General features: G+C 41.1%; 15 protein-coding genes. 5 read left to right on the top strand and 10 right to left on the bottom strand.

From position 1 onward, the window contains the following. Positions 1–82 precede the first annotated feature (82 nt). From ACESOD_RS09690 to ACESOD_RS09655, 8 genes are all read right to left on the bottom strand, one after another. On the bottom strand, positions 83–541 hold the full coding sequence (locus tag ACESOD_RS09690) for a sigma-70 family RNA polymerase sigma factor (protein WP_373095536.1): 459 nt from the start codon (positions 539–541) through the stop codon (positions 83–85). Positions 542–716: 175 nt separating this feature from the next. Next, positions 717–1,328 (bottom strand): 30S ribosomal protein S4, encoded by a 612-nt coding sequence (gene rpsD, locus ACESOD_RS09685; protein ID WP_000092756.1) that lies wholly within the window; start codon positions 1,326–1,328, stop codon positions 717–719. A gap of 194 nt (positions 1,329–1,522) precedes the next feature. Beyond that, positions 1,523–2,575: a sensor histidine kinase gene (locus ACESOD_RS09680; protein ID WP_373095521.1), complete on the bottom strand. Its 1,053-nt coding sequence runs from the start codon at positions 2,573–2,575 to the stop codon at positions 1,523–1,525. Continuing rightward, the gene (locus ACESOD_RS09675) at positions 2,572–3,270 is read right to left on the bottom strand and encodes a response regulator transcription factor (protein WP_373095519.1); all 699 of its coding nucleotides are present in this window, start codon (positions 3,268–3,270) and stop codon (positions 2,572–2,574) included. The genes ACESOD_RS09680 and ACESOD_RS09675 overlap by 4 nt, the downstream gene beginning before the upstream one ends. Before the next feature lie 123 nt (positions 3,271–3,393). After that, the gene (locus ACESOD_RS09670; protein ID WP_373095516.1) at positions 3,394–6,105 is read right to left on the bottom strand and encodes an SSURE domain-containing protein; all 2,712 of its coding nucleotides are present in this window, start codon (positions 6,103–6,105) and stop codon (positions 3,394–3,396) included. A 156-nt stretch (positions 6,106–6,261) separates the two neighbouring features. Next, on the bottom strand, positions 6,262–6,927 hold the full coding sequence (locus ACESOD_RS09665; protein ID WP_373095514.1) for a potassium channel family protein: 666 nt from the start codon (positions 6,925–6,927) through the stop codon (positions 6,262–6,264). 13 nt (positions 6,928–6,940) lie between these two features. Next, positions 6,941–8,320, bottom strand: coding sequence for a TrkH family potassium uptake protein (locus ACESOD_RS09660; protein WP_373095512.1), 1,380 nt, complete (start codon positions 8,318–8,320; stop codon positions 6,941–6,943). A gap of 32 nt (positions 8,321–8,352) precedes the next feature. Beyond that, positions 8,353–9,117, bottom strand: a complete 765-nt coding sequence (locus ACESOD_RS09655) for a nucleoside phosphorylase (protein ID WP_373095509.1) — start codon at positions 9,115–9,117, stop codon at positions 8,353–8,355. Positions 9,118–9,309: 192 nt separating this feature from the next. On the opposite strand from ACESOD_RS09655, the gene ACESOD_RS09650 reads away from it, so the two are divergent. The 3 genes from ACESOD_RS09650 to ACESOD_RS09640 all read left to right on the top strand — a co-directional run bounded on the left by ACESOD_RS09650 (position 9,310) and on the right by ACESOD_RS09640 (position 10,712). Further along, the gene (locus ACESOD_RS09650; RefSeq protein WP_049508129.1) at positions 9,310–9,762 is read left to right on the top strand and encodes a DUF3290 family protein; all 453 of its coding nucleotides are present in this window, start codon (positions 9,310–9,312) and stop codon (positions 9,760–9,762) included. Next, a complete protein-coding gene (locus tag ACESOD_RS09645; protein ID WP_373095507.1) occupies positions 9,759–10,391 on the top strand; it encodes a DUF421 domain-containing protein in 633 nt (210 codons plus the stop codon). The genes ACESOD_RS09650 and ACESOD_RS09645 overlap by 4 nt, the downstream gene beginning before the upstream one ends. Positions 10,392–10,508: 117 nt before the next feature. Continuing rightward, positions 10,509–10,712, top strand: a complete 204-nt coding sequence (locus tag ACESOD_RS09640) for a CsbD family protein (protein ID WP_000020982.1) — start codon at positions 10,509–10,511, stop codon at positions 10,710–10,712. 61 nt (positions 10,713–10,773) lie between these two features. Here the strand turns inward: ACESOD_RS09640 and ACESOD_RS09635 are convergent, their stop codons facing one another. After that, on the bottom strand, positions 10,774–11,994 hold the full coding sequence (locus ACESOD_RS09635; RefSeq protein ID WP_373095504.1) for a carbohydrate-binding domain-containing protein: 1,221 nt from the start codon (positions 11,992–11,994) through the stop codon (positions 10,774–10,776). Between the two features lie 207 nt (positions 11,995–12,201). On the opposite strand from ACESOD_RS09635, the gene ACESOD_RS09630 reads away from it, so the two are divergent. Next, positions 12,202–12,978: a polyphosphate polymerase domain-containing protein gene (locus tag ACESOD_RS09630; protein ID WP_373095502.1), complete on the top strand. Its 777-nt coding sequence runs from the start codon at positions 12,202–12,204 to the stop codon at positions 12,976–12,978. After that, on the top strand, positions 12,971–13,654 hold the full coding sequence (locus tag ACESOD_RS09625; RefSeq protein ID WP_373095499.1) for a DUF4956 domain-containing protein: 684 nt from the start codon (positions 12,971–12,973) through the stop codon (positions 13,652–13,654). Before ACESOD_RS09630 ends, ACESOD_RS09625 begins: the two co-directional genes overlap by 8 nt. 137 nt (positions 13,655–13,791) lie before the next feature. On the opposite strand, the gene ACESOD_RS09620 is transcribed toward ACESOD_RS09625, so the two are convergent. After that, positions 13,792–14,355 (bottom strand): sugar O-acetyltransferase, encoded by a 564-nt coding sequence (locus tag ACESOD_RS09620; protein WP_373095496.1) that lies wholly within the window; start codon positions 14,353–14,355, stop codon positions 13,792–13,794. Between the last annotated feature and the right edge of the window lie 69 nt (positions 14,356–14,424).

The following is a 14,424-nucleotide window of genomic DNA, read 5'->3' as shown; positions in this document are numbered from 1 at the left end:
ACCGGAGTTGTTATTTTCAACTCTTACTATTATACCGACTTTTTTTGCTTTGTCAACACCTTTTTTTAATTTTTTTTCAATTCTACTGAATTACTTCCTGTAACTCTTTCAGCATAGCTTTGCGCCCCTTGAAACGCTCATCTGCCCATAGCCGTTCATAGGCTTCTTGCTTATCTTGTGGTAATTTTCTTCTATAACTATCCAACAATTCATGGAGGGCGTAGTAATCATCCAGCCACAATCCTCCTTCTGGTAGTCGATGGCTAATTTCCCCTACTTCTTCATAGGCCATCCGGTCTAGGCGACGTTTTTGACTCTCTTGTTTTCTGACGCTATCTAGGATTCGATTGCGGAATTTTGTTTTGAAGTAGACGTAGAGTTTCTTTTCCTCTTCCACTAATTCTGGATGGGCCTCGAGGAGTTCATAGAGACAGATCAGTCCTTCTTGATCCCAATCCTCTTTTTCCCACAGGTGGAGATAATAATCTTTTCGGCATTTATGAACAATTCCTTTTACCTTCTCATAATACTTTTCAAACATTTGCTTTCCCCCTTTCTCTGCTTGTAGTATAGCAGAGAAAGGGGGAAAGAAGGGCCGTGGTGGTATTGATTATGAGTTTGTAATTCACATAAATCTGGCTAGATAACCATATTCTTAATTTCAGACAAAGCAAAAAGCCTACTGTTGTAGGCTTTTCGTAAAACAAATCTTAAAATTAAAGCATTTTGTTGTAGAATTCAACGACAAGTGCTTCGTTGATTTCTGGGTTGATTTCATCGCGTTCTGGCAAGCGAGTCAATGAACCTTCCAATTTTTCAGCATCGAATGATACGAATGCTGGACGTCCAAGAGTAGCTTCTACTGCTTCAAGGATAGCTGGAACTTTCAATGATTTTTCACGAACTGAAATCACTTGACCTGGAGTTACGCGGTATGATGGGATATCAACGCGTTTTCCGTCAACAAGGATGTGACCGTGGTTTACGAATTGACGAGCTTGACGACGAGTAGTCGCAAGACCAAGACGGTAAACAACGTTATCCAAACGGCGTTCCAAAAGAAGCATGAAGTTGAAACCTAGGATTCCGCCTTTGATTTTTGTAGCTTGTACGAACAAGTTACGGAATTGTTTTTCACCTACACCGTAAGTGAAGCGAAGTTTTTGTTTTTCAGCCAATTGCAAACCGTATTCTGACAATTTAGAACGGTTGTTTGGTCCGTGTTGTCCTGGTACGTAGTTACGACGTGCCAATTCTTTACCTGTACCTGTAAGTGAAAGACCAAGGCGACGAGCTTGTTTCCAAGATGGTCCTGTATAACGTGACATGTGAATGTCCTCCTGATATAAATAATATTTCGGTGGAAATAGTCACTTAGAAAGCCCTGATTCGTGCAGATGCCCTTCGCCTAAACAGCCAAGGTTACTTATTATAAGACATCTGTTGACGAGCTTCATGCTTTCCTGCTGATATTTCACACAAACTTTATTCTACCATGAATGGCTAGATTTGTAAAGGGGTTTTAAGCTTTATTTTCATTGCCAGAGAGGTTAAGAAGGAGGGTAAAGGTGCTTCCTAGGCCGTACTGGCTGCTGACTGTGATTTCCCCACCCAATTGATGGGCCAATTCACGCGCAATCGCAAGACCTAAGCCATGACCACCTGTTTTCATATTGCGCGAAGTCTCGACACGATAAAGGCGTTTGAAAATATTCTTTAAATCCTCTGGGGCAATCCCCTGTCCCTCATCGGTCACACTGATTGAAAGCTGATTCTTCTCCAGCTTAGCCACCACTTCCAGCTTGGTTCCTGGAGCTGAGTATTTAAAAGCGTTATTGACCAGATTCACCAAGATACGAGAAAGTTTGGCATAATCTCCTTCAATTCGAGCAGACTCTGGGATTACCTGCAAATGGACATCTCGTTCCTCCTGCTCAATCAAGAACTGAAATTCACTCATGCACTCAATCAAGAGCTGGTCCAGAAAAATACTGTCCTTGCTGGTCGTTTCCACCTGATTTCTAGCTGTATTTAGGGTCAAAAAATTCAACTCTTCAACCAGTTTATTAAGCCGTTCTGTCTGGCGCCCAATGGTTGCTAGATAATGTGCTTGTTCTCCTTCCTTGATAACCCCATCCAAAATCCCTTCTACCGTCGCTTGGATTGAAGTGATTGGGGTCTTGATATCGTGCGATAGCTGGGCAATCATCAAGCCCTTTTCTCGTTCGCTTTCTTCCAAGGAATCAAAGGTCGCCTGCAAGTCATGGGACATTTCATTGAAAGCTTGGCCTAATTGCTGAAATTCCACAGGCCCTTGAACCTCCAGATTTGAAGAAAAGTCCTTGTCCGCTACTCGCTTGGCATGTTCCTTAAGTTTACCCAATGAAGTAAAGACTGGTGATAGGAGAAAAAGACTAATCCCAGCACCGACAAAACTTGCGATTAGAGTCATGCCAATCAGGAAATAAATCTCTCTTTCGTCAATTAACATTCGCTGTACTGCCCAAAAAACTACGATAATCGTTAGGAGTGTTGAAATGATATAACCTGCTAGAATATAACTTTTTAATTTCATTGACTACCTCGTGCTTTCTCAATTTTGTAGCCCAAGCCCCAAACTGTTTTTATGGTGGGCGTTTCTGCACTAGCATATTTAGCCAACTCCTGTCGAAGAGCATGAATATGAACATTTAAGGTATTGGTATCATCCACATAGTCTTCTTGCCAGACCTTTTCATAAAGATCTGTCTTAGAGAAAACTCGCTTTGGATTGCTGGCTAAAATCCATAAAAGCTCGAAGGATTTGACTGTCAAATCAAGTGCTATATCTCCTACTTGAGCCTCATGACTACCGTGATTCATTCGTAAATCCCCGAGACTGACAAGCTCTATCTCACCCCCACGATGAAGGCGACGCAAGATATTGTGGACACGTAAAACAAGCTCACGAGGACTAAATGGCTTGGCAATAAAGTCATCTGCCCCCAGGCTTAGGCCGTAAATCTTGTCCTGCTCGCTTGTCTTAGCCGTAATAAATAGAAAAGGCTGATCTGGAGATTGATACTGAACCTCACTAATCAAATCATAACCATCCATCCGAGGCATCATGATATCTGTAATAATCAAATCAATCGGTTTTCGCTTGAAGATTTCCAAGGCCTCTATTCCATCATGAGCCACCAAAACCTGATACCCTGCCTGAACCAGATAGCGTTGATGAATATCTGTGATTTCTACCTCGTCGTCAACGAGTAAAATAGTCTTTCCCATCTGTCTCTCCTTTGAAAAAAACAGTGCTATACTACAATAGTATAACACTATTTTAATCTCTTTACGAACATTCTAAACGATATCTGGATTTTTCATATCCTAGATAGAAAGTCTGTAGCTAGACTAGTCATTTTCCTCTTTTTTAGCTTTCAAACCGAGTCCACCTAACAGTCCAGCCAAGGCGAGTCCAAAGAATCCAAGAGTAGCCATTGATGTTTGGGCTTCACCAGTATATGGAAGCATGTCTTTTTGCTCTTTCATTTGAGCAGCCATCATTGGACTTGACATCTTGTTATTGGATGCCATCTTGCCTTCATCAGACATTTTGCTTGAGGTTGCTGGAGCTTGATCTTGTTTCATGCTTGGTGTTGCCATAAGCTGGCTAGCATTCATGGTTTTGTCTTGCTCTTTGCTAGGCATCATCTTATCCTGGCTAGCAGCTGGCATTTTAGATTTCATCTCATCTTGATGAGCACTTGGCATTTGAGCGTTCATATTAGACGCATCTTGATGACTATTCATCATTGGAGCCGGCATAGCTGAACCATTAGAAGATGGGACGGAACCTGACTGCATCGGAACAAGAGACTGATGTCCATTCAAGTTCACTGTCAAATCTTTAGTCGCTACGAGGTTGCTCAAGTCTGCCTTGCCATCTTTTGCACCGTACACTTTAATAGTAGCTTTATAGCTTTGAGTGCCGTTTTGTTTTAACAAGTCAAGCAGCTCTTTATCTGATTTTCCTTGAGTACCTGCCAAATCCACTTCATAGAAGTAAAGGCCTTTGCCCAATTTCTCTACTGGTGGGAGAGCGGGATTTTTAGCTGAACCGTTGTCTGACCATGGGGCCTTATCGGATGCTTTTAAGATGAGGCGGGTCAACATACCATCACCAGCGAAGAATTCATATGGAATAACTTGGTTAACACCGGCTGTGAATGGACCTGGGAAATTGGCTCTATCCAAGTAAGTAGCTGGGACGTCTACTGTGTCTTTGGTGTTACCAGCCACACCTTTTTGAACTTCATCTGGAGTGGTCAAGCCGTTCAAGTTCACTGTCAAATCCTTAGTCGCTACCAGATTTGTCAAATCGGCCTTGCCATCTTTTGCACCGTACACTTTGATGGTAGCTTTATAACTTTGCGTACCGTTTTGTTTCAAGAGGTCAAGAAGGTCTTTGTCAGATTTGCCTTGAGTACCTGCTAAGTCCACTTCATAGAAGTAAAGACCTTTGCCCAATTTTTCTACTGGTGGGATAGCAGAATTTTTGGCTGAGCCGTTGTCGGACCATGGGGCTTTGTCTGAGGCTTTCAAGATAAGGCGAGTCAACATGCCGTCGCCGGCGAAGAATTCGTATGGAATGACTTGGTTAACTCCGGCTGTGAATGGGCCAGGGAAATTGGCTTTGTCCAAGTAAGTAGCTGGGACATCTACTGTGTCTTTGGTATTGTCAGCCACACCTTTTTGTACTTCAGCTGGAGTGGTCAAGCCATTCAAGTTGACATCCAAATCCTTAGTCGCTACGAGGTTAGTCAAATCTGCCTTGCCATCTTTCGCACCGTACACTTTAATAGTAGCTTTATAGCTTTGAGTGCCATTTTGTTTCAAGAGGTCAAGAAGCTCTTTATCTGATTTTCCTTGAGTACCTGCCAAATCCACTTCATAGAAGTAAAGACCTTTGCCCAACTTCTCTACTGGTGGGAGAGCAGGATTTTTGGCTGAGCCATTGTGTGACCATGGAGCCTTGTCAGATGCTTTCAAGATAAGGCGAGTCAACATACCATCACCTGCGAAGAATTCGTATGGAATGACTTGGTTAACACCTGCTGTGAATGGGCCTGGGAAATTAGCCTTGTCCAAGTAAGTAGCTGGGACATCTACTGTGTCTTTAGTGTTGTCGGCTACACCTTTTTGCACTTCGGCTGGAGTGGTCAAGCCGTTCAAGTTGACATCCAAATCCTTAGTCGCTACGAGGTTGCTCAAATCTGCTTTGCCATCTTTCGCACCATACACTTTAATAGTAGCTTTATAGCTTTGAGTGCCGTTTTGTTTCAAGAGGTCAAGAAGCTCTTTATCTGATTTGCCTTGAGTACCGGCCAAATCCACTTCATAGAAGTAGAGGCCTTTGCCCAATTTTTCTACTGGTGGGAGGGCCGGATTTTTGGCTGAACCGTTGTCTGACCATGGGGCCTTATCGGATGCTTTTAAGATGAGGCGAGTCAACATGCCGTCGCCAGCGAAGAATTCGTATGGAATAACTTGATTAACACCAGCTGTGAATGGGCCTGGGAAATTAGCCTTGTCCAAGTAAGAAGCTGGAACATCTACTGTATCTTTGGTGTTGTCAGCCACACCTTTTTGAACTTCAGCTGGGGTGGTTGCTGGTTGAGCTTCACTTGCCTCACGGTCTTGTCCAGAAACTGTAGACGCAGGACCTTCCACAGGTTTAACCGTATCTTCTGTTTGTTTCTTAGATTCTGGTTTTGCTTGCACTTCTTCTTTTGGCGCTACCACTTGGTCTTTAGCAGCTACATCCGCTTTTTCTGGAGAGCTTGTAGTATCCAAGCTTGCTTTAGATGTTGAGTCTGCCTGTTCTAAAGGAAGAGTAGTATCCACTGCTTCTTTTAGTAGCTCTACTGGTAAATCGCTCTTTGCACTCACCGAATCTGCATCTGGCACGACTTGAACAGGGGTCGGATTGACCACATCGGCACGTACAGAACTTGGTTGACTGACTAGAACAAAGAAGCCACTGGCAACAACAACTGAGGCGACACCGACACTGAGACGGCGAATAGACCAACGAGTATATCTTTGATTTGGATTGAATTTCATAGGATTCTCCTTAGAGTTTTTCTTTATTTGATGACTCTAGTATAATCTCCTAAAATTAAAAAGGATTAAGAAAAAGTTAAAATTTTTCTTAAATCCCTCTTATAAAATACTTATATTGACTCAATAGTCGTTGAAAAAAGAATAGTCACTCCTCTTCTACTCACTGAGGCTTGCTAGAGTATCCAAATATTGGTTATTGATCACTGCCATGATATAGGAGTCAGCTTTCAATAGATCATTCGGTCCAAACTGTACATCTAAGGGAGCATTTTCGTAGTCACGAAAACCGAGGATATTGAGATTGTATCGTCCTCTAAGATTTAATTGGCTAAGGCTCTTTCCTACCCATGATACAGGAACTTTCATTTCGACAATGGAGACATTCTTGTCTAACTGAAAGACATCTACACTGTTATTAAATAGAATCGTTTGTGCCAACGAACGACCCATTTCATACTCTGGTGAAATAACAGAGTCTGCACCGATTTTTTCAAGTACTTTTTTTGCTGTATGACTTTTGACCTTAGCAATAACAGTTGGTACTCCCAAATCCTTGCAATGCATAACCGCAAGAACACTAGACTCCAAGTTTTCACCAGTTGCGACGACTACGGTATCGCAGGTATCAATTCCAGCTGATAGCAAGAGGTCCTCATCTGTGATGTCACCAACAACGCCACGCGCCAAGACTGGTTCAAATTGATTGATTCGTTCCTCATGGTCATCAATGGCTATGATATTTACATCATGCTTAGCGAGAGCGGCGAGAACACTACTCCCAAAAATACCCAAACCTAAAATTCCGATTGTCCGATCTGACATAGCTTATCCTTTCTTATCCTATGGTTATATCTGCTTTCATATAGTGAATCATATCTTTCTTATCTGGCCGATACTCAGCTAAACTGACTAATAGCGTCAGTGGCCCAATTCGTCCGATAAACATCAGTAGCATGACAATGCTGAGAGCTAATTTGCCTAATTCTGGTGTCAAATTAGCAGTTACTCCAACCGTAGCAAGTGCTGAAATAGTTTCAAACATCAGGTAGATAAATTTCGGATTCCCTTCTGCTGTTATTCCTAGTAAAATCAAGCCAACCAGAAAAGTCAATAAAAAAATAATGAAGACACTGAATGATTTTTGGACTGTCCGAGGTTCAATCGTTCTCTGTGCTACATTGGCATGAGGTAACCCTAAAAACTCACTGCGTGCGAATACCAACAAAACAAAGAAGGTCGTGATTTTTAGTCCTCCTGCTGTTCCTCCAGGTGCTCCACCGAGAAACATTTGTAAGATATAAATCAGCAATGTGACAGGTCTAGCTTGAGTGTAATCAATAGAAGCAAAACCTGCTGTTCTCATGCTGACAGTTTGGAAGAAACTGACCAGCAATTTATCAGGTACGCTAAGATTGCCAATGGTCCCTGGATTGTTCCACTCAATCAAGAGAGTTGAAACTGTTCCAGTAAATAAAATCCCCACTGTTAAAAAAAGAACCAATTTGGTATGAAAACGAAGACGTCGTTTTTTCTTCTTTCCTAACTGGGTTGCTAGATCAAACCAAACCATGAAACCTAGACCGCCTGTAATAATCAAGCCAGCAATCACTAGATTAACCAAAGGATCTGTCTGAAAGGCTAGCAAACTCGTACTTCCAAAATTATCAAATCCAGCATTACAGAAAGCTGAAATCGCCAAAAAGATAGACGTTAAAATACCTCGCCCCCAGCCAAATTCGGGGATAAAACGAAAACTCAGCAGAAAGGCTCCTAAACCTTCTACTAAAAAAGTCGTCAAAAAGATGGAACGTAGAAAATCCTTCAAAGACTGAGTTTCTTCAAAACTAAAACTCTCCAGAATCGTTTCACGACCTCGAAGACTGAGTTTTTGCTTGCCCTGGATATAGAAAATTCCGATAAAGGTCATGAGACCCAAACCACCAATCTGAATCAAGAACATACAGATCAGCTGCCCCCAGACATTGTAGGTCGAAGCGACAGGTAAGGTAAAAAGTCCTGTCACACAGACCATAGATACGGCTGTAAATAAATGATCAAAGTAACCGGCATGAGATGTTGGAGATTGTGCAAATGGCAGACTCAAAAGGAGAGACCCCAAGAGAATAACCAAAGCAAAACTTAAAAAGATTCTCCGAGCGGGTGATAAACGTCCTAGAATGGTATTTATTTTTTCAACAATTGATTTTAATAACATAGCTACATTGTACCACAAAAATCTGAGAATACTCACATATAACTAACGATCTCAAGGCAAAGACCTAGCGCCTTATCAAAAGCTTCTGCACCCCAATCGCGTTGGTCATAGTTATCAAGGTCTGCCAAAGAATCTGCCGTAAACAACAACTCACCCCAAACTGCTCCGCGAAGCTGGGCAACTGCTGCAAGAGTTGCACACTCCATCTCTACAACTGCACAGCCTTCTTCCTTGCGATAGGCAACTTTTTCAGCTGTTTCTCGGTAAAATCCGTCTGTCGACCAAGTCATAACTTCTTCGTAAGGGACACCTAGTTGTTCCAAAACTTGCTCGATAGCAGAAATAGCTTGAACATGCACATCCATATAACGAGAAGGCGCTACATAGTGGTAGCTCGTCCCCTCATCTCGCAGAGCGCGAACAGGAACGAGAAAGGCATTTTCCTCTATATCGGCTAGGACTCCACAAGTACCAGTGGAAATGATTTGCTCCACACCATAGCCAATCAACCAATCCATAAACTGGGCTGCTGGGGCAGAACCCACAGGCGCTTGGGCAAGACAAATCTCCTCGTCCTTGTAGTTGATGACATATACTGGATAGGTTTTGGTGGCAGAAACGAACTCGCCAACACAATCCGCCCCTACTTCCTGAGCATAACGGTCAATCTCCTCCTCCAAAAATGCATAGATACACTTCTTTGGCAACTTCAAGTCTAACCCCTCATGTGTTGGCATAAGGACTGCCTGAGGATTATCATCAAACTCTAAAATAGGAATGGCATGTTTTTGAATCATAGAGTACCTCCTCTAAATTTGTACTATTATAACAAAAGCAAAACGAAAGTCAAGACGGAAGCCTAAGTCAAATCAGAAAAAACCTACCTTAAGTAGGAAACAACAATTAAATGCTTTTTTCGTCATAATAAACTTGCTATAGCTTAGGAATTATTTTATAATAGATTGAATTTAAAAAAGTGAGGGAGTTTTATGAAATTCTATTCCTATGACTATGTGCTCAGTCAGATTAGTCAACAGAATTGGGTCATGATTATCGTATCAGCTTTACTGCTTATCGTGACTGGATTTTTTGCATTTAAAGCTTTCAAAGATAAAAAAGGGAGCAAGTTCCGTGAATTATCGCTCATTTCTATTTTGACCTTAATCGCATTCGTTTTGATAAGCATTACGAATCTTCAAAACAGTCAATCCAATGATAATCAATTCCGCTCTTCCCTAAACTTTATCGAAGTCGTTTCAAAAGAATTAGGTGTAGATAAAAAAGAGGTCTATGTCAATACCTCAGCAGTAACTGATGGAGCTATTATTAAGGTTGGCGAACATTTTTATCGTGCCATTAGCGGGACTGACCAAGATAGCTATTTATTAGAAAAAATGGAACTCTATAAATCAGATGTTGAACTCGTGGAGGTTGAAAAATGATAAGCTTTTTTGCTACAATTGCAATTAAATTGGCCTTGGGGCTTCTTTCTCTTGTTTTTGTTATTAACGTAACAGGTAAAGGAAATCTAGCACCAAGTTCTGCAGTGGACCAAATCCAGAACTTTGTTCTCGGGGGTATTATCGGTGGGGTTATCTACAATAGTTCTATTACCATCATCCAATACATTGTTATCCTCATTATTTGGACTATTCTCATTTTACTCCTTAAATGGTTGAATACCAATGTTTCCTTCATCAAACATCTGATTGACGGAAAACCAACTATTATCATTAAAAATGGTAAGTTAGATCCAGAAGCCTGTCGCTCAAAAGGTCTTGCAGCGGCAGATGTAGCTCTTAAGTTGCGCTCTCAAGGGATTTTCCAATTGAAAGAAGTCAAGAGAGCTGTGATTGAGCAAAATGGACAGCTGATTGTCGTAAGAATAGGTGACGAGAATCCTAAGTACCCAGTCATTACAGACGGTGTTGTCCAAATTGAAATCTTAGAAACCATTGGCAAATCCGAGGAGTGGCTAACTGAGAAATTGAAAGAAGAAGGTTTCGAAGAAGTCTCAAATATCTTTATTGCTGAATATGATAAAGGTCAATTGAATGTTGTAACCTATTAAAAAAATAAACTGATGCTTTTCGTATCAGTTTTTTGCTTTTTGACAATAATGGGTATATAATTAAGTTATTATCTGATGGATTTTAGATGATAGAATAAATTAACGGAGGTAACCCCCATGTCAATCGAAGAAAAATTCAACCAAGCTAAAGGTTCTGTCAAAGAAGGTTTTGGTAAACTTACTGGCGATACTAAAACTCAAGCGGAAGGAGCTGCAGAAAAAGTTGCTTCAAAAGCTAAAGAAGTTGCTGAAGATGCTAAAGAAGCTGTCGAAGGTGCAGTATCTGGCGTAAAAAACATCTTTAAAAAAGACGGAGAATAATTCTTTTTCGTCCTAATAACATAAGAAAATCTCCTTCTCTTTCGAGAAAGGAGATTTTCTTTTATGGTTGTCCGCCAGGGCCACCATTCCCTTGAGGTCCACCTCCACCAGGCATCGAATTGACAATCTCAGTTTGTTTTTCACCATTGAAATAGATGTCTCCGCCTGTGTAGCTCGCTGTTCCATCAAAGTCAAAACCAGTTTGACCAGTCATTTTGATGGTTCCTCCCGTAACAGTAATGTTACCATTTGAGTCAATTGGATCTGTGTCCCCTTGACCAACTTCAACCGTCAAGTTCCCACCATTCATAGTAAAGAAGATTTCACTTTGTTGGGCATTTTTGTTGGCTGCATTGACACCATCATCTGTTGAGTATATGGTGATGTCTCCACCGTTGATAGTGATTGACTTCCCTTCAAGCCCTTCTGTAGAATTCTTAACGGTATAGGTACCACTATCAATAACCAAATCACCTGATGCGTGGATACCATCGTCCCCTGCAGTAACAGTGATGGTATTATCAGAAAGATACATGGTTCCTACAGATGTGTCCTCATCATTGTCGACCTTAACTCCGTCTTCCTTGGCATCGATAGTCATGGTTGTGCCGGTAATGTTGAGTTCATCATTGACATTAAAGGCATCTCCGACTGCTGTGATATTGTAGGTACCGCCTGTGATGTGAAGTGTATCATTTGCCTTGATACCATTATTTTTCTTGCCATCTACATTGAGAGTTCCTTTACCATTGATGGTCAAGTCCACTTTAGAGAAGAGGGCTGCATCAGCTTTTTCATCGCTATTAGAAGCTGAATCTGAGAGGCTATTGGTTGTGCCATCTGCTAGAGTTAGGTAAACATGACCAGACGATGTTGCAGAAATAGCAGCATTGGTATTAGTCATGGTCACACCCTTTAGAACAATATGTACATCATCAGTCTTTTCGGCTTCAATCTTGATTTGAACTCCGTCGGATTGACCAGATATGACATAGGTTCCTGCCTTGGAGATTGTAACGGTAGATCCTGATACGGCAACTCCGTCACCTGATACCTTCGCTGTTGATCCTGACAAGGTTACAGTTGCTGCTGTCTTTTCATCATAAGAAGTATCATAGTCCTTGTCTGTAAAATAGCTAGTTTTCTTAGCTTCTGTAGTTGATGTCGTTTTCGTTGTCGCAGTATTGCTAGCTGTTGTATTTGAAGTTGACTGGGTACAAGCTGTTACTAGTGCTAGAGTTGCTATACTCGTTAATAAGAATGTCCATTTTTTTGCTTTCATGCTCGTTTCCTCGACTTTCATTTTACATGCTCTTAGTCTACGTGACTTTCCTAAAATAAGCCTAAACTTTTTCTGAAAGTTTTCTTAAGTTTAGTTTCAATTAAGTTAAATTTAACAAAAGTTTTAGATAAACTCTTTAAAATCCTAGACAAACAAGCTCGTCCTTGTTTAAAAATAGTATAACCCAAGATTAGAGGAGAAGGACTTATGAAACCAATCGAAACAACTTTTAAACGGATTGAAACCAAATATGTTGTCTCCAAAGAAATATTAGATAAACTGATTCAAGATTTAAAGGAATATTTAGTAGAAGACGACTATCCAATTTCAACAATATCAAACATCTACTTTGACACAGAAGACTTTGATATTCTCCAAGATGAGCATCTTGGAGTCAAACGAAAAGAAAAGGTACGGATGCGGACCTATCTCAGCCAACCTAAAATAGATAGTCAAGTTTTTTTAGAAATCAAAACTAAGGACCAAGAAGGGATTGGTCGCAAGTACCGACTGCTCTCAACTCCTAGTTCCATCATCAATTTCATGACCAAAGGGCACTTGGATGCTAGCATTACTGATACAGTCGTCATTGAAAAAGTGAAAAAACTTCAGCATGATTACAAACTCGCTATCAAGCCTCGTATGTACATCTACTACGATCGTTATTCATTAAAGGAAAAGAAATCTATTGAGGGCTGCCACTATAACAAAATCCGTATCACAATTGACCAAAATCTAGTCTATAGAGATGAAACTGTCAGTCTCTTCGCGGGAAATCACGGGACTCCTCTCTTAGATAACAACACTGTGATTATGGAAATCAAGGCCCCTGGAAACAAGCCCCAGTGGTTGCAGGACATCCTAGACAAGTATGGTTTGATGGAGCACAAATTTTCAAAATACAGTTGTGCATACCACAAATCTCAAGGACTCTCTTATGCCCCTCGTCCCAGTATAGAAAGTGCAGGTACCGCTTATGCTTAATCTTTTTAATTCAATTTTCAATAACACCACTGCAAGCGCAAATCCCCTTCAACTAATACTGACACTGCTAGTAAGTCTAGCCCTAGGCTTAGCCCTCTCTTGGACTTACAAGTATAGGACCCTCTACACCAGAGAATTTGCTATCAGCTTGAGTCTGCTTCCCTGCCTCATGACCTTGGTTATTTTTCTAGTCAATGGAAGCTTGGGCACCTCAATTGCTGTAGCCGGAACCTTTAGTTTAATTCGTTTTCGTTCCGCAACGAGTGGATCAAGAGAACTGATTGCTATTTTCCTAGCCATGATTATCGGTCTAGCTTGTGGAACAGGCTATCTCTTCCTGGCAATTCTCTTCACGCTCTTTATCTTGGGCGTTTGGTTCCTTTTGGAAAATCAACAGGTCAAAACTGACAATCAACGCCGTAGACTTTTGACAATCACGGTAGCCAATCAAGACAAGGTACAGGGAGCTATACAATCAGCTCTTGACCAATTCTGCTCAGAAATTGACATGATTACGATCAATAGCACAAATGCAGGGGACAACCTTAGCATTGTCTATGAAGTCGAGCTAAAAACAGAGGCAGACGATTTCCAAGTGACTAGCTACCTCACACAAAATATTGATCAGTGCGATGTGGCATTGACTAAAAAAGCTAAAAAGAGAAAAAATCTCTAAAGACGAAAAACGAGGCTGGGATAAAAATTCCCACCTCGTTTTTTGCTAGCAATAAGTTTTTGATACTGGGACTGGTTAGGCTTTTCGATTCCAAAGAGTTCTTGTGAAAAAGACTTCACTTTCTCTTTCTACAACCTTTAAGTTCCTTTAACTGGAATCTCTTTGATAACTCGTGCTGGATTTCCTGCTAGAACCACGTTGTCACCAAAGGATTTTGTAATGACCGCTCCTGCTCCCGCAACGACATTATCCCCTAAAGTAACACCTGGAAGGACAATGACACCACCACCTGCCCAAAAGTTCTTACCAATCGTGATGGGTTTGCCAAATTCTAGCCCTGAGTTTCGTTCGTCAGGGTCCAGTGGGTGAAGGGGTGTTAAAAATTGACAGTTGGGACCAATCATAGCATTGTCACCGATGGTTATAGAACAAACATCTAGCATAGTTAAATTCCAATTGGAATAAAAATTTTCTCCCAGATGAATATTGACCCCGTAATCTACCATCAAGCGAGTGTTGATGTAGAGATTTTCACCAGTAGAACCAAACCATCCTTTGATGATTTCCATACCTTTTACTGGATCTACCTCTTCATTAAAAGCAGCTTGCTTTTGTCGCGCTGTTTGTGCGAGAGAACGGAGTTCTGGGTCGAATGGGTGATAGGGTTCTCCCGCGATCATTTTTTGATATTCTGTTTTCATGTTTTAATTTCCTTGCTTTTTTAGATGATTGTAGCATAGTTCTATCTTTAGTACAAGCATCAAAAAAAC

The sequence above is a fragment of the Streptococcus oralis genome, assembly GCF_964238205.1.
Lineage (GTDB): Bacteria > Bacillota > Bacilli > Lactobacillales > Streptococcaceae > Streptococcus > Streptococcus oralis_CZ.
Note: the sequence above shows the minus strand (reverse complement) of the source record. Positions and strands in the feature narration are given on the sequence as shown.